This window comes from Pseudomonas sp. ASL8 (assembly GCF_056680355.1).
On the sequence record NZ_CM155278.1, the window covers coordinates 2741214 to 2756548 of the forward strand.

At 58.4% G+C, this 15335-nt stretch carries 15 protein-coding genes; 1 reads left to right on the forward strand and 14 read right to left on the reverse strand.

Annotation, left to right across the window (positions count from 1 at the left end; genetic code table 11):
- Positions 1–126: 126 nt before the first annotated feature.
- The 3 genes from AC1MEA_RS12505 to AC1MEA_RS12515 are packed head-to-tail and all read right to left on the reverse strand — an operon-like array spanning position 127 to position 3084.
- The gene (locus AC1MEA_RS12505; RefSeq protein WP_480918019.1) at positions 127–1002 is read right to left on the reverse strand and encodes an alpha/beta hydrolase; all 876 of its coding nucleotides are present in this window, start codon (positions 1000–1002) and stop codon (positions 127–129) included.
- A complete protein-coding gene (locus AC1MEA_RS12510) occupies positions 999–2393 on the reverse strand; it encodes an aspartate aminotransferase family protein (protein ID WP_480918020.1) in 1395 nt (464 codons plus the stop codon). Before AC1MEA_RS12510 ends, AC1MEA_RS12505 begins: the two co-directional genes overlap by 4 nt.
- The gene (locus AC1MEA_RS12515) at positions 2386–3084 is read right to left on the reverse strand and encodes an MtnX-like HAD-IB family phosphatase (RefSeq protein WP_480918021.1); all 699 of its coding nucleotides are present in this window, start codon (positions 3082–3084) and stop codon (positions 2386–2388) included. Before AC1MEA_RS12515 ends, AC1MEA_RS12510 begins: the two co-directional genes overlap by 8 nt.
- 249 nt (positions 3085–3333) lie before the next feature.
- Between AC1MEA_RS12515 and AC1MEA_RS12520 the strand changes: the two genes are divergently transcribed.
- The gene (locus AC1MEA_RS12520; protein ID WP_480918022.1) at positions 3334–4119 is read left to right on the forward strand and encodes a MipA/OmpV family protein; all 786 of its coding nucleotides are present in this window, start codon (positions 3334–3336) and stop codon (positions 4117–4119) included.
- A 29-nt stretch (positions 4120–4148) separates the two neighbouring features.
- Here AC1MEA_RS12520 and AC1MEA_RS12525 read toward each other — a convergent pair whose 3' ends face one another.
- The 11 genes from AC1MEA_RS12525 to AC1MEA_RS12575 all read right to left on the reverse strand — a co-directional run bounded on the left by AC1MEA_RS12525 (position 4149) and on the right by AC1MEA_RS12575 (position 15293).
- Positions 4149–4547, reverse strand: coding sequence for an EamA family transporter (locus tag AC1MEA_RS12525; RefSeq protein WP_219062065.1), 399 nt, complete (start codon positions 4545–4547; stop codon positions 4149–4151).
- A gap of 7 nt (positions 4548–4554) precedes the next feature.
- Complete coding sequence (locus AC1MEA_RS12530) at positions 4555–4929, reverse strand: DMT family transporter (RefSeq protein WP_219062064.1); 375 nt, start codon at positions 4927–4929, stop codon at positions 4555–4557.
- Positions 4930–5071: 142 nt separating this feature from the next.
- Positions 5072–5401 carry a GlpM family protein gene (locus AC1MEA_RS12535; protein WP_219062347.1) on the reverse strand — a complete coding sequence of 110 codons (330 nt, stop codon included), beginning with the start codon at positions 5399–5401 and terminating at the stop codon, positions 5072–5074.
- Positions 5402–5912: 511 nt separating this feature from the next.
- Entirely contained in the window at positions 5913–7238 is a 1326-nt protein-coding gene (gene aauR / locus AC1MEA_RS12540) for a two-component response regulator AauR (RefSeq protein ID WP_480918023.1), read from the reverse strand.
- Between the two features lie 24 nt (positions 7239–7262).
- On the reverse strand, positions 7263–9173 hold the full coding sequence (aauS, locus tag AC1MEA_RS12545; protein ID WP_480918024.1) for a two-component sensor histidine kinase AauS: 1911 nt from the start codon (positions 9171–9173) through the stop codon (positions 7263–7265).
- 66 nt (positions 9174–9239) lie between these two features.
- Positions 9240–9974: an amino acid ABC transporter ATP-binding protein gene (locus tag AC1MEA_RS12550; RefSeq protein ID WP_219062062.1), complete on the reverse strand. Its 735-nt coding sequence runs from the start codon at positions 9972–9974 to the stop codon at positions 9240–9242.
- Positions 9971–10639 (reverse strand): amino acid ABC transporter permease, encoded by a 669-nt coding sequence (locus tag AC1MEA_RS12555; RefSeq protein ID WP_480918136.1) that lies wholly within the window; start codon positions 10637–10639, stop codon positions 9971–9973. Before AC1MEA_RS12555 ends, AC1MEA_RS12550 begins: the two co-directional genes overlap by 4 nt.
- Positions 10636–11382, reverse strand: a complete 747-nt coding sequence (locus AC1MEA_RS12560) for an amino acid ABC transporter permease (RefSeq protein WP_480918025.1) — start codon at positions 11380–11382, stop codon at positions 10636–10638. Before AC1MEA_RS12560 ends, AC1MEA_RS12555 begins: the two co-directional genes overlap by 4 nt.
- Positions 11383–11471: 89 nt before the next feature.
- Entirely contained in the window at positions 11472–12386 is a 915-nt protein-coding gene (locus AC1MEA_RS12565; RefSeq protein ID WP_480918026.1) for a glutamate/aspartate ABC transporter substrate-binding protein, read from the reverse strand.
- Positions 12387–12706: 320 nt separating this feature from the next.
- Entirely contained in the window at positions 12707–14245 is a 1539-nt protein-coding gene (gene glpD, locus AC1MEA_RS12570) for a glycerol-3-phosphate dehydrogenase (protein WP_449634662.1), read from the reverse strand.
- A 292-nt stretch (positions 14246–14537) separates the two neighbouring features.
- A complete protein-coding gene (locus AC1MEA_RS12575) occupies positions 14538–15293 on the reverse strand; it encodes a DeoR/GlpR family transcriptional regulator (protein ID WP_480918027.1) in 756 nt (251 codons plus the stop codon).
- Between the last annotated feature and the right edge of the window lie 42 nt (positions 15294–15335).

Consider the following 15335-nt stretch of genomic DNA (forward strand, 5'->3'; position numbering starts at 1 on the left):
CGCTCCGGTGTACAGCGAGTTTGCCCCGTTTCAATACAGTCCTCCAGCGCCCCGGGAAAACAATTATTGCAGGCGGCGCTGCTTACCCAAAGGCCTAAGAAGGGAGGTGGGATGAGCATGGTGAGGTCAGGCCAGTTGCCGACGATCATTCAGAGGAACAGCCTGGAGGGGCAGTTGCTCGGTCAGGTTGTCGATAAAGTCTGCGCTCAGCGTGATCACCTTACGGTACTGCAGGTCCACGGTGATCATGTGGTAGCAGTTGTCGAGCAGCACTTTAGTCACCTTGCCGCCGAGGTGTTTCTCGACATAGTCAGCATTCCAGCGGCTGGTGATGTCGTCTTCGATGGAGTGCAACACCAACGCAGGCGTGGTGACCGAAGGCATTTCTCGTTTCACGACCGCAACCAATCGATGCAGCTCGCGAACGTTGACTCCCGACATGGTCAGCAACCCGGCGCTGCTGCTTTCGCCTGCTTTCATCTGGCGTTCGACGATAGCCCGCAAGCGCTTGTCTTTGATGCCATAAGGCGAGGTCTCGTTGAAGCGGCACAGGTGCACACCAAACGGGATCGCCATGACCAAGTGGCTCAATTTCGCTACTTTCGGCATGTTCCAGCCGTCGTAGCGCAAGGTCGTCGAATACAGCAGCAAACCGGCGATTTGCCCCGGATGCTCGGCAGCCATGTGCATGGACATCACAGCGCCCATCGACAGCCCGCCGACGAACACCTGTGCATGGCGTTGGCGGATGCCGACAAAGGCTTTGCGCGCGCTCTCGTACCAGTCTTTCCAACCCGTGGCTTGCAGGTCGGCGTTATCGCCGCAGTGCCCGGCAAGCGTGGGTACGTACACGGTGTACCCCCGCTTGGCCAAGCCTTGGGCAACCCGACGTAACTCCGTCGGGGTGCCGGTCAGGCCGTGGATTAACAACACCGCGACCGGACCACTGCCGAGAACGAAACTGGCGTTACCTTCGCCCATATCGATCTCAGGCAGGTTCACCGCTTCATGGCTCGATGCAGCAGGCGGTCGAGCAGGGCAATGCCCAAGTCGATTTCTGCGTAGCTGATTTCCAGCGACGGAGCCAGGGTGATGACGTTCTTGTAGTAGCCGCCCACGTCGAGGATCAGGCCCAGGCGCTTGCCGTCGATTTCGATGTCGCCTTTCATGCCTTCATCAACCATGAAGTCGAGTGTGGCCTTGTCCGGGGTGAAGCCATCCGGGCCGCAGATTTCTGCGCGCAGTGCCAGACCCAGGCCGTCGACGTCGCCAATGATCGGATAGCGTTTTTGCAGGTCTTGCAGGCCAGCCAGGAAGTATTTGCCCTTTTCCATGACCATCGCGCCGTAGTCGACTTCGGAGGTCATTTTGAACATTTCCAGACCTACCGCAGTACCCAGTGGGTTGGAGGCGAAGGTGGAGTGAGTCGAGCCTGGCGGGAAGATTTTTGGATTGATCAGTTCTTCGCGAGCCCAGATGCCGCCCAATGGGTTGAGGCCGTTGGTCAGCGCTTTACCAAACACGATCACATCGGGTTTGACGTCGAAGTGCTCAATGGACCACAGCTTGCCGGTGCGGTAGAAGCCCATCTGGATTTCGTCGACCACCATCAAGATGCCGTGCTGATCCAGTACGTGCTTGAGCTCGCTGTAGAAGTTCATTGGCGGGATAACGTAGCCGCCGGTGCCTTGAATCGGCTCGACGTAGAAGGCCGCGTATTCGCACTGGTTGGTTTTCGGGTCCCAGACACCGTTGTATTCAGTCTCGAACAGGCGGGCGAACTGCTGGACGCAGTAGCTGCCATATTCTTCTTTGGTCATGCCTTTCGGGCCACGGAAGTGGTAAGGGAAAGGAATGAACTGCGCGCGCTCGCCAAAATGGCCGTAGCGGCGGCGATAGCGATAGCTGGAAGTGATCGACGACGCGCCGAGGGTACGGCCGTGGTAGCCGCCTTCGAACGCGAACATCAGGCTTTTGCCGTTGCTGGCGTTGCGTACCACTTTCAAGGAGTCTTCGATGGACTGCGAACCGCCGACGTTGAAGTGAACGCGGCCGTCGAGACCGAATTTTTTCTTGGCGTCTACGGCGATCATTTCTGACAGTTCGATTTTGCCACGGTGCAGGTATTGGCTGGCAATCTGCGGCATGGAGTCGATCTGTTGCTTGAGTGCGTTGTTCAAGCGTGGGTTGGCGTAACCGAAGTTGACCGCCGAGTACCACATTTGCAGGTCGAGGTACGCCTGGTCACTGGTGTCGTAGACGTACGAACCTTCGCAACGATTGAAGATGCGTGGCGGGTCGATGTAGTGAACGGTGTCGCCAAACGAGCAATACTTGGCTTCTTTCTCCAGAAGAATCTGGTCTTCTGGGCTCGCGATACGAATGTCAGACATGGTGGAAGAGTTCCTGCTGTTCAAGAGGGAGGCTGATTGCGTGGGCCGGATCGCTGTGAGGCAAGCGGGCGAGCAAAGCGGGTAAGTCGGCGAAAGAGTCGAAGCGGGCATACGGAATGCCACTGCGTTCGCAATGTTCGGCCAGGCGATCTTTGGCGAATACGAAGTCGGCGGTCCCGGCCACGCACATGTCTGATTGACCGTCACCGATCACCAGGATGCGCTTGCCTTTGGGGGCGGACTTGCATTTGCAGTTGCCGGAGGCTGCGCGGCAGGCATCGCTGGAATGCGGGAACTCGATGCGCCAGCTGTCCTGATCGACCTGGCGCAGGCGATTGGCAATGATCGGCAGCAGCGGGCATTCATGCCGCGAAAGAACGCGGGCGATGCCTTGTTCGATGCCGTCGCTGACGATGTCCAGCGTCGCGCCGCGACTCAGGACAAGTTCGACGAAGTCAGAAAACGCCGGGTCTATATCGACGCTGTCGAAATAGTCGAGGAGCTGGGAGGGTGAGGCTTTCACCAGCGCGAGCTGCCGACCCAGGCATTCTCGCGAGCCGATCTTGCCAGAGAGCCATTCGTCTTCGATGGCCTCCCAGCTTGGATCGGCAAAACGCTCGAGGATGTTATCCACAGCGTCGGTCCGGGTGACGGTCCCATCGAAATCACACACGATATGCCAGTGCATCATCTGCAGGTGCCTATTTGATAAGGTCGATCAGGTAAATAGAGAGCGCGTTTTGCGCTTGCGGTGGGGTTGAGCATGGACTGTGCCAAAGTGCCGGAACCCTTCTGGCAGTGGGTCTTGGCGGTGGCGGTCAAAAAAAACGGACCTGCAAGCTACAATTTTTGTAGGTTGCTACAAACAACATCAGTGCTTGCGCAGGAGCCCCTGTTTGGGGGTTGATGCGCGCATGTTTCATTGTTCGATATGGTTTTAATGCCCCTTTCCAGGTTCAATCGCTGTGCTCTGTTCGCAAGTTTTGCGTGTGCTGTCGGTTTCAGCACGCCTGGACAGGCTGAGCCAATCGTTGGCGACCTTGGTATGGCGCTCAGTTATGAACCCCATGACCCCAGCGGCAGCCGTTACGAAGTCCGACCCTTGCCCTATATGGATCTGACCTGGGGTGACCTCAGTCTCAGTTCGGACGATGGCTTGTCCTGGAAGGTGCTGAAGGGTGGCGGCTGGAGCGCCGGGCCGTTCCTTAACTATGTTCCGGGCCGCAATTCCAATGGCTCATTGCGCGGTTTGCGTGATGTGTCGGGCATGGGCGAGGCGGGAGGCTTCGTGCAATACAGCCCTGAAGATTTCTGGCGTGTGTTTGCCGAGGCGGGTCGTGTGGCGGGGGGGAGTGACGGCCAGGGCGGGGTGCTGGGACGGATCGGTGGCGAGCTGGGTTACCCATTGGGGCTGGGCATCATCGGCGATACGTCGGTGACGGCGAACTATGCGGATGGTCGGCAGGCTCAAACCTTTTATGGCGTCAGCGCACAAGAGGCACAGGCTTCGGGCATCCGCCAATACGACGCCAGTGGCGGCCTGCAGAACGTCACGTTGACCCAGAGCGCGCAGTTTCCCCTGGCTCCAGGCTGGTCGCTGCTGACCAGCGCGAGCTGGACGCATCTGGTCGGTTCAGCCGCAGACAGTTCAATCGTCAAACAACGGGGCAATGATAATCAGGGCGAAGTCAGTGTCGCCGTGGCTTATCATTTCAACGGCCTCTAGAAGCGTCGGCTGGAAGCGAGCACCGACCTTTACGTGGCCGCTGGTTGTTGCCCTTCCGCCAGCAGCACAATCCCGCCAATGATCACGCACACCCCCAGCCAGTGCAGCGGGCTGATGGTTTCACCCAGGCCCAGCCATGAGCCGAGCAATACCACCACGAACACCAGTGAACTCAAGGGAAAAGCCAGCGACAGGTTGCTGCGGCGCAGGATCAGCATCCAGCTGAGGAACGAGCCGATATAGCAGACAATCGCGACCATGACCGCCAGATTGCTCACCGCAGCCAGTAGCCAGCCCACACCGAACGGAATGGAGGCCAACCCGTCTCCGCCCACTTTCAGCGAGATTTGCGCGCCGCTTTCAAAGGCGATCAACAGTGCCCAGAGGCCGATGCTTGCGCCGCGCCCTTCGATCCAACTCTTTGTCATAGAGGCCTCAAACGCCCGTGGCGCAAACCAGCATGACGCCGGTAGTGATGACGACAGTGCCCAGCCAGCGTCGGCGACTGACGGTTTCGCCCAACACAAGACGCCCGCCAAGCACCACCCCGCAATAGCTCAGGCTGATCGCTGGAAATACCAGGCTCAGCGGCGCCAGTGACAGCACCTCCAGCCAGGCAACGAAAAGCACGGAATAACAGGCAACCCCACACCACAGCAGGGGGGCTCCGGCGATTTGTCGCCAGAAATGGCGCAAGCGAAAGCCGCCGACGTGCTCCGGCAGTCGATCCAGGCCGAGCTTGAAGGCGAGTTGGCCAATCACATCGAGCACGATGCACAGCGCGATCAGCAGGATCACGGTTGGGGTCAAGGGAACAGCTCCTGCCAATTGGCCGAGGGGAAGTGCATCGGGTGAATGCAAGGGATGGGCCAGTGCAGGGATGCGACGGCCACTGAGTCATTGTGGGAGTAGGCTTGCAACTACGCGTCCCGCTGCGAATGTGTCGACGCGGTTACCCGTGAAATCGAATCCAGAACGTCACCAGCAGGGTCGCCGCAACTAGCCAGGCCAGTGCCGCCAGGGCAAGGGAGACTTCCAGGCGCCAGCGGTCGACCATCAGGTACAGCGCTGCCAGGTAAATGAAGTAGGGAATGATCGACCACATGCCAAACAGGATGGTGGTCTTCAAATCGTCCAGTGAACGCCCCTTACCGACGATGTAATGGGCGATCAGGGCGAAGGTCGGGAACAGCGGCACCAGACCGGCGATGTAGTAATTTTTGGTTTTGGCCAGCGCAGCTAGGATCACCACCACAGCAGCACCCAGCAGGGCTTTGAAAATCAGGTCCACAATGGTCTCCTGTCAAACTGCTTTTTAATTTTTTAAAAACAATGTGTTGGCGCTGGTTTTGATGTGTATATCCGGCATCGGCGTGTGCTGGAATTACGGTTCCGCTCTTACAGCGGGTCACCTTTTACAAACGCCTAAAAGGTAACCGAAAACGCTTGCCCCTCCATACGGATCCTCGCCTAGGCTCGGATTTCCCTCGCTCCGGCGTTGCTCCGGGGGCCGCCGCACGGGGCCATCCATGGCCCCGTGCGGCTAACTCGGCGTCCTTGCCTCGTTACCCCCTGCGCAACGCCTGCGCTCGGCCTTCTGGAAACGGGGCCTTGCCGTGATTCGGCAGTCAATTCACTTAAGAACTAAAGGCAAATCAAGACCCCGGTGGGAGCGAATTTATTCGCGAAGGCGACTTATCTGATATGCCATCAAACACGACACGCAAATCGCAACCTAGTTTGCTGCGCGACAGCGCGGGGCCTTTTGTCCAGATGGCACAGGGTTGGATCGATCAACCCAACCCGTATTTTTTGACCTTGTCGAACAGCGTGGTCTTGGCCATGCCCAGTTCCTGACTGGCCTGGCTGAGGTTGCCGCCGCTGCGTTGCAAGGCATCGCCGAGCAGGTTTTTTTCGAATGCTTCCACCGCTTCGGCAAAGTCCAGGCTGTTGCCGGCGATGCTCGCGCCGGACTTCTTGAACGCCGGCAAGCCGAGGGCGTAACGCTCGGCGACGTTGCGCAGCTCGCGCACGTTGCCTGGCCAGTCGTGGCTCATCAGGTTCGACAGGGTTTGACGATCCAGCTCCGGGGTTTCGCGATCGAAGCGTAACGACGCGAGCTGCAAGAAGTGTTCGAACAACTGCAGAATGTCCTCGCGTCGCTCACGCAACGGAGGCAGTTCCAGGGTCACCACGTTCAGCCGGTAATACAGGTCGCTGCGAAACTGACCGACCTTGCTCAACTCATCCAGATCGGACTTGGTCGCGGCAATCACGCGGCAGTCCACTGCGACGCTCTGGTTCGAGCCCAGGCGTTCCAGCGTGCGCTCCTGCAACACCCGCAGCAGCTTGATTTGCAGGGTTATCGGCATGCTTTCGACTTCATCGAGAAACAGCGTGCCGTTGTGGGCGTGTTCGATCTTGCCGATGCGACGTTTGCCTGCGCCGGTAAATGCGTTGGCTTCGTGGCCGAAGATCTCGCTTTCGAACAGGCTCTCCGGCAGACCGCCACAGTTGAGCGCGACGAACTGCTGAGAATGGCGGCGACTGAAGTCGTGCAGGCAGCGGGCAACCAGCTCCTTGCCCGTGCCGGTTTCGCCTTCGATCAGGACGTTGGCTGAGGTGTCGGCAACATTGGCAATCAACGCCCGCAGGTTTTGCATGGCTGGCGAGCGCCCGATGATTCGGCCTTCCAGTGAGTTTCGCTCGGCCAGTTGCCGACGCAGCGACCACACCTCACGCGCCAGGCCACGTTGCTCCAGAGCGCGTCGGGCGACGTCCACCAGGCGCTCGGGGGAGAAGGGCTTTTCCATGAAGTCGTAAGCGCCGTCGCGCATCGCGTTGACGGCCATGGAGATGTCGCCGTGACCGGTAATCAGCACCACCGGCAGGCTGCGGTCTCGTGCCTTGAGGCGGGTCAGCAGTTCCAGCCCGTCGATGCCCGGCAAGCGTATATCGCTGATGACGATGCCGGCAAAGTCTTCGCCAATCCTCGCCAGTGCCTCTTCGGCACTGCCCACACCTTCGCTGGGAATGTCTTCCAGGGCCAGGGCTTGCTGGCAACCCAGGAGGACATGAGGGTCGTCTTCGACGATCAGAACGGTCAGGTCGCTGTTCATGCTGTTCGGCTCATTAATAGCGGCTCATATCGGCTCGGCTTCAGGAGGTGCGGGTGTATCGAGCAGTGGCAGGCTCAAGATAAAAGCGGTGCCGCCGCTGGACGGATGCTCGGCGCTGAGACTGCCCCCGGCTGCGGCAGCGAGGCTGGCAGAAAGGGTCAGGCCAAGGCCAAGGCCGTGTTCACCGGGTTTGGTGGTGAAGAACGGTTCGAACAAATGCTTGCGCGCTTCCGGACCGATGCCGTGACCGTTGTCACGCACATAGAGGCGATAGCGGCCGTCGGCGATTTCACCTTCAAGCCACAACTCGGGCAAGGGCTGGGCCTGCATCGCATCCAGGGCATTACCGACGAGGTTGACCAGAATTTGCTCCAGGCGCGTTTGATCGATTCGTAAGGCCACGTCCTCAAAATGCTCATGCAGCGTGAGGTCGAAGTTCTCCAGTCGGCCATTGAGTACTTGCAGCGCGGCGTCGACAGCCTTGCGCAACGACGCTTGGCCTTTGTCATCGCCACGTCGGGCAAAGGCGCGCAGGCTGGCAGTGATCCGGCCCATACGATCGACCAGCTCATTGATGGTTTTCAGGTTGGTGCTGGCGGTGTCCAGCGCGCCGCGCTCGATGAAGCGTATGGTATTGCCGGACAGGGTGCGCAAGGCGGCCAAGGGTTGATTGAGTTCGTGGGCGATGCTGGTGGACATCTGGCCGATGGCGGCGAGTTTTCCAGCCTGGACCAGTTCATCCTGAGCGCGACGCAATGTGTCTTCGGCGAGGCGCCGTTCGCGGATCTGCGCTTTGAGGCGTTCGTTGCTGGCGCGCAAATCGGCGGTGCGCTCGGCAATTTTGCGCTCGAGTTCATTGTTGGCTTCTTGCAGGGCTTCGCGGGCAGCCAGTCGAGTGGCGATCACTTTGCGCCGCTCATTCCAGGCGATCAGCAGAAACGCGACCAGTGCGCAGGCCACCGCGACCAACATTCCCTGGCGCGCGGCTTCGCTGCGCAACTCTTGCAAGGGCGTCAGCAGGGTCAAGTGCCACGGCGTATCGTTCAGCCGTCGGGTCTGGGCCAGGTAGCTGACGTCGGTAGGGTCGTGATCGACGCTGGTATTGGCGGGGAAGGTCAGCTTCTCGACGCCTTCGGCCAGTTGCTCTCGGGCCAGTGGCACCAGTTCATTCAGTGGCCACCAGTAATACTGCAGGCTGCGTGCGAGCCGTTCCTTGGTTTCCGGCGTCAGCGGGCGAACCGATTTCAGTCGGCGCGAGGGGTCGCTGGACAGAATGATGATGCCATTCTCATCGCTGACAAAGGCTTCCAGCCGAGCCCGTTGCCAGCGCTCTTCCAGGGCTTCGAGGCGCACTTTGATCACGGCGACGCCAATGATCTTGCCTTGCTGTTCCAGGCCGTGGGCCAGGTAATAGCCGGGCTCTCCGGTGGTGCTGCCAATCCCGTAGAAACGACCGGGCAGGCCGCGCACCGCGTCCTGAAAGTAAGCGCGGAACGACAGGTCTTCGCCCAGATAACTGTCGGCATCACGCCAGTTGCTGGTGGCCAGCACGCGACCGGTGGTGTCGAGGACGTAAATCGCCCGGCTGCGACTGCGGCGATTCAGGCCTTCCAGGTATTCGTTGACGTCCTGACGCAGCTCCGGCGTAGGGTCATTCAATAGACGCGAGACGTTGGCTTCGAGCTCGAGCACGCTTGGCAGGTAGGTGTATTTGCTGATCTCGCTTTCTACGGTGCGGGCGTGCAGCTCCAGCTGCCGTTCACCGTTCTCGCTCAGGGCTTGAACGCCGTTGTGCTCGCTGATCAGATAGCTGACATAGCCCAGCGCGACCATCAGCAAGACGACCAGCGGGGGCAGAAACAGGTGGCGTATCAGGCGGGGTTTCACGGCAAGTGATGGCGGCGCGGCGCGATAAAGGTTGGAATCGCATTTCATCACAGTCGTCCAGGACCGACCAGCTGTCTGTGCCCGATAAGCTTGGGCACAGACAGCTGGACTTACTTAGTGTTGCAGGATCTTGGCAAGGAAGTGCTGGGCGCGCTCGGAGCGTGCGGTCACATCACCAAAGAACTCTTCTTTCTCGCAATCTTCGACGATTTGCCCCTGATCCATGAAGATCACCCGGTTCGCCACTTTACGGGCGAAGCCCATTTCATGGGTCACGCACATCATGGTCATGCCTTCGTGGGCCAGTTGCACCATGACGTCGAGCACTTCGTTGACCATTTCCGGGTCCAGAGCCGAGGTCGGTTCATCGAACAGCATGACCACTGGGTCCATCGCCAACGCACGGGCAATCGCCACACGTTGTTGCTGACCACCGGAAAGTTGCCCCGGGTGCTTGTTGGCATGCGCGGACAAGCCGACACGCTCAAGCAGCTTGAGGCCTTTTTCGGTGGCTTCGGCCTTGCTGCGGCCAAGGACCTTGATCTGGGCGATGGTCAGGTTTTCGACGATGCTCAGGTGTGGGAACAGTTCGAAATGCTGAAACACCATGCCTACCCGCGAACGCAGTTTGGGCAGGTTGGTCTTGGGGTCGCTGATCGAGGTGCCGTCGACAATGATGTCGCCCTTCTGGAAGGGTTCCAGCGCATTCACGCACTTGATCAGTGTCGATTTGCCAGAGCCGGATGGGCCGCAAACCACCACCACTTCACCTTTTTTGACCTCGGTGCTGCAATCAGTCAGCACCTGGAAGTCTCCGTACCACTTGTTGATATTCTTGATGGAAATCATACGGCGAACCTTTTTTGCAGACGCTTCACCAGCAGCGAGGCGGCAAAGCTGATCGTGAAATACACCAGACCGGCGAAGATCAGGAACTCATTGGAACGGCCAATGATGTCGCCACTGGAGCGCGTGGCATTGAGGAAGTCCACCAGGCCGACGGCATACACCAGCGAAGTGTCCTGGAACAAAATGATGCTCTGCTGCAGCAGCAGCGGGGTCATCTTGCGAAACGCCTGAGGCAGGATGATCAAACGCATCATTTGCCCGTAGTTCATCCCTAACGCCTGGGCTGCGCCCATCTGGCCTTTGGGGATGGACTGGACACCGGCCCGGACGATTTCGCAGAAGTACGCGGCCTCGAACATCATGAACGCCACCAGACAGGAGGTGAACGCTCCGATCGGGGTGTCTTCGCCAGTGATCCAGCGCAGCACAAACGGCACCGCCAGATAGAACCAGGTGATCACCAGCAGCAGCGGGATCGAGCGAAAGTAGTTCACGTAAGCGCCGGCAAGCCTTGCCAGCAACTTGCTAGATGACAAGCGCATCAACGCCAGGACAGTGCCAAGTGCAATGCCGCCGATGACGCCCAGCGCCATCAGTTGCAGGGTCATGACCATGCCGTTCCACATGCCCGGCAGGGCGGGAACAATTCCACTGAAGTCCATTATTTACCTCCCAGGGAAATCAGCCCGGGCACTGCAACTTTCTTCTCGATCATGCGCATCAACAGCATCAGGCTCATGTTCAAGGTGAAGTAGATCAGCGTCGCCAAGGTGAAGGCTTCGAACAGGTTGGCGGAGAACTCGGCGGTCTGTTTGGTCTGCGCAAGCAGCTCCATCAGGCCGATCAACGAGGCTACGGACGAGTTCTTGAAGACGTTCAGAAATTCCGAGGTCAGGGGTGGAATGATGATGCGGTATGCCTGGGGTAGCAGCACGTTCCAGTAGATCTGCGGCAGTTTGAAGCCCATGGCTCTGGCCGCCGATTCCTGGCCGCCAGGCAGCGCCTGTATGCCGGTGCGCACTTGTTCGCAAACCCGTGCAGCAGTGAACAGGCCAAGACAGACCACGACACTTAGAAAGGCCGATGTCGTGGGGTTGAGGTCTTGCTTGTACCACTGCTGAAGATTGTCAGGCAGTAGGTCAGGTATCAGGAAGTACCAGATAAACAATTGCACCAGCAGCGGCACATTGCGGAAGATTTCCACGTAGACCGTGGCAATGCCCGACACCCAGCGATTAGGCACAGTACGCATGACCCCGAGCACCGAGCCCAGCGTTAGTGCGATGATCCAGGCAGCAATGGCGATGGCAATGGTCCAGCCCAGACCGGTGACGTACCAGTCCAGATAGATTTCGTTGCCTATGCCGGTGGACTTTAGGAAAACGCCCCAGTCCCAGTTGTAATTCATTAGGGTCTCCCCTCAGTTTGATCGATTCACAGGCGCCTTATTTCACTTGAGCGCGCGTTTGCGTGCTCAAGTGAAAGATTAGCCAGTGTTTAGATGGCTTTGTCGGGAGCTGGCTTATCGGTAGGGTTGGCGATCAGGTTTTTCAGCTCGTCACTCATCGGGAAGTTCAGGTTCAGACCCTTCGGCGGGATCGGCGTCATGAACCATTTGGCGTAGATCGTGTTGATCTCGCCCGAGGTGAAGGTTGCCTTGATTGCGTCATCGACAGCTTTCTTGAACGGGGCGTCGTCTTTACGAACCATGCAGCCGTAGATTTCATAGGACTGCGCGGTGCCGGTCACTGCCCAGTCATCAGGCTTCTTGGCTTTGGCCATTTCGCCTGCGAGCAGGGCATCGTCCATCATGAACGCGACCGCACGGCCGGACTCGAGCATGTTGAAGGATTCGCCATGGTCCTTGGCAGAGATGACGTTCATGCCCATCTGCTTGTCGGCGTTCATCGACTTGATGATGCGCTCGGACGTGGTGCCCGCGGTGGTCACGACGTTCTTGCCTTTCAGGTCGGCGAAATCTTTGTACGGAGCGTCTTTTTTGGCCAGTAGACGCGTACCGATTTCGAAAATGCCCACCGTGAAGTCAACTTGTTGACCGCGTTCGGCGTTGTTGGTGGTGGAGCCGCACTCAAGGTCTACAGTGCCGTTTTGCACCAGCGGGATACGGGTTTGCGACGTGACCAGGTTGTATTTGACCTTCAGGTCGGGCATGGCCAGGTCTTTCTTGATGGCTTCGACGACTTTTAGCTGGATGTCGTGGGAGTAGCCGACCGGAACCCCGGAAGCGTCAGCGATATAGGAAAACGGAATGGAAGCGTCGCGGTGTCCGAGGGTGATGGTGCCAGACTCTTTGATTTTCTTCAGTGTGCCGGTGAGTTCGGCAGCGAAAACTGGAGTGCTAATCAGAGCGGCAGCGATTGCTGCGCCCAAAATATGGGGAACGATGCGCATCAGTTAATCCTCGACTTTGTTTTTTTTATGGGGACCCGTGTGGAGGTCCTCTGGGTAAACGAGTGCGTTCAGCGGCGGCCCAATCAGGCGCACGCTACAGTCGGCACATTCGACATGGAGTGTAGAGCATGACTCATGCCAAAGCGGTGACAAGGATTAACATATTGATTTGTATGGTATTTATTTGGATTTAGAGCGCAGGAGAATCTGGCCGCGTCCGGCAGTCCGAACTAATCGGGGAGGCGCGTTCGGAAAACCGAATGACTTGAGGCTGCTGCACAACAACCTCCCCTTTGCGAGGAGGCTATTGGTGGGGAGGGTCAGGCGGCTTCGATGCTGCTTTTATTGCGCGTGACGGTATTGAGGTAGTCCTGCACGCGCACCTGCTCGCTCGGCGTGGTGAATAGACCCAACTTGCTGCGACGCCAAAGAATGTCTTCGGCATTCAGGGCCCATTCCTCGCTGCACAGATAATCGACTTCGCGGGTGTAGAGGCCGCCTCCGAGGTGCTCGCCCATATCGGCGAGGCTCTGTACACCTTCGAGCAGGCGCCAGCTGCGGCTGCCGTAGGTGCGGGCCCAGCGTTGGGCAACGTCGCTGGGCAGCCAGTCGAAACGTTTCGTCAATTCGCCACTCAGGGCCTGTGGCGTGCTCATGTCTTCGCCGCCGGGCAGGCTGGCAGTGGCGGTCCAGCTGGGTTTCATGTGCGGGAAGAAGGGCGCAAGGTGGGTCATCGCCGATTCTGCCAGCTTGCGATAAGTCGTCAACTTGCCGCCGAACACCGAGAGGATCGGGGCTTCTTGAGCGCTGCCCGAGAGTGACAGAGTGTAATCGCGGGTCACCGCTGAAGGGTTGTCCGATTCGTCATTGCACAGCGGACGAACGCCCGAGTAAGTGCGCACGATGTCGCTGCGGCTCAGTTGTTTTTTGAAGTGTTCATTGACCACTTTGAGCAGGTAGTCGATTTCGTCTTCGGTAATCGTCACCTTGTTCGGGTCGCCCTGATATTCACGGTCCGTGGTGCCGATGATGGTGAAGCGTTCCAGGTACGGAATCGTGAAGACGATGCGCTGATCTTCGTTTTGCAGAATGAACGCGTTTTCGCCCTCGTACAGTTTGGGCACGATCAGGTGGCTGCCCTGAATCAGGCGAATGCCGTAAGGGGAGTCGAGTTTCAGGTCATCACGAATGAATTTGGCAACCCAGGGCCCGGCAGCGTTGACCAGCGCTTTGGCGCGAATGGAAAACAGACTGCCGTCGGAGCGTTCCATGTTCATGTGCCACAGGCCCTTGCTGCGGCGGGCGTTGATGCAGCGCGTCTGGGTATGAACGTGCGCGCCGTTTTCACGCGCGGCCATGGCGTTGAGCACTACCAGGCGAGCGTCGTCGACCCAGCAATCGGAGTATTCGAAACCGCGGGTTATCGTGGCGTTTAGCGGGCTGTCGCTGCCAAAGCGCAGGCTGCGCGAAGCGGGAAGTTTTTCCCGCTTGCCCAGATGGTCGTACAAGAACAGGCCGGCACGGATCATCCACGCCGGGCGCAGATGCGGACGATGAGGAAGCACGAAGCGCATCGGCTTGACGATATGGGGCGCTTTGGCCAGCAGCACTTCACGTTCGGCGAGTGCTTCTCGTACCAGGCGAAATTCATAATGTTCGAGATAGCGCAGTCCACCATGAATCAGCTTGCTGCTGGCTGATGATGTATGGCTAGCCAGGTCATCCTTTTCGCAAAGGAACACCGATAAACCGCGACCGGCTGCGTCCGCTGCTATCCCTACGCCATTGATACCACCGCCAATGACGGCGATGTCGTAGATTTCGGAAAGCGGTGGCACGGGCAAGGTGGTGTGGGGCATTTGATGGCCTCCTGTCTGGATCTTCAAAACATGGCTTCGAACGGCGAATCCGAACATTTATGTTCAATTTCGAAAATCATAGCGCAATAAAGAGCGCGCATCCAGCGTGCATTCATTGAAAATACTGATGGGAGGGAAGTGAATAAATTCGAACATTTTAATTCAGTGTGTCAGGCACGCGCACGTCGCTTTCCTTGCGAATGAACTCGCTCCCGCAGAACGTTTGTGGTCTCTGGGGGGGGGGGGGCGAATTTATTCGCGATGAAAGCTGCAATAGATAGATGTCGGGAGGTCAGACCACTTCCAGACGAATCTTGTACTGGGTCAATAACTGCATCAGTGCAGGGACGGGGGCCTCGTCGGTGACCAGGCAGTCGATCAGGCTGATCGGTCCCAGGCGGACCATGGCGTTGCGTCCGAACTTGCTGGAGTCGGCGGCCAGCAGCACTTTCCGGGCGTTGGCGATGATCGCCTGGGACACCCGTACTTCCTGATAATCAAAGTCCAGCAAGCTGCCGTCTTCATCGATGCCGCTGATGCCGACCAATGCAAAGTCGACTTTGAATTGATTGATGAAGTCGACGCAGGCTTGGCCCACCACACCGCCATCGCGGCGAACAGTGCCACCAGCCAGCAGGACTTCGAAGTCATCCTTGGCGCTGAGGATCGAGGCAACATGCAGGTTGTTGGTGATGATTTTCAGGTTGCTGTGATTGAGCAGCGCACGGGCAATGGATTCGGTGGTGGTGCCTATATTGATGAACAGCGAGGCGTGGTCCGGGATCTGCGCGGCGATGGCCTCGGCGATCCGTTGTTTCTCATCGCGCATCTGGTCCGCACGCATGGCGTAGGCCGTGTTCTCGATGCTCGAGTCATAGGCTGCGCCGCCATGGTAGCGGCGCAACAGGCTCATTTCCGCCAATTGATTGATATCACGGCGGATGGTTTGCGGGGTCACGACAAACAGCTGAGCCATTTCTTCGATGCTGACATAGCCGCGTTCGCGTACCAGCTCTAGGATCTGCTGCTGGCGGGGAGGCAGGTTCATTGTTTTGATTTTCCTATCGGGCTGCCAAACAAATGGCGACCA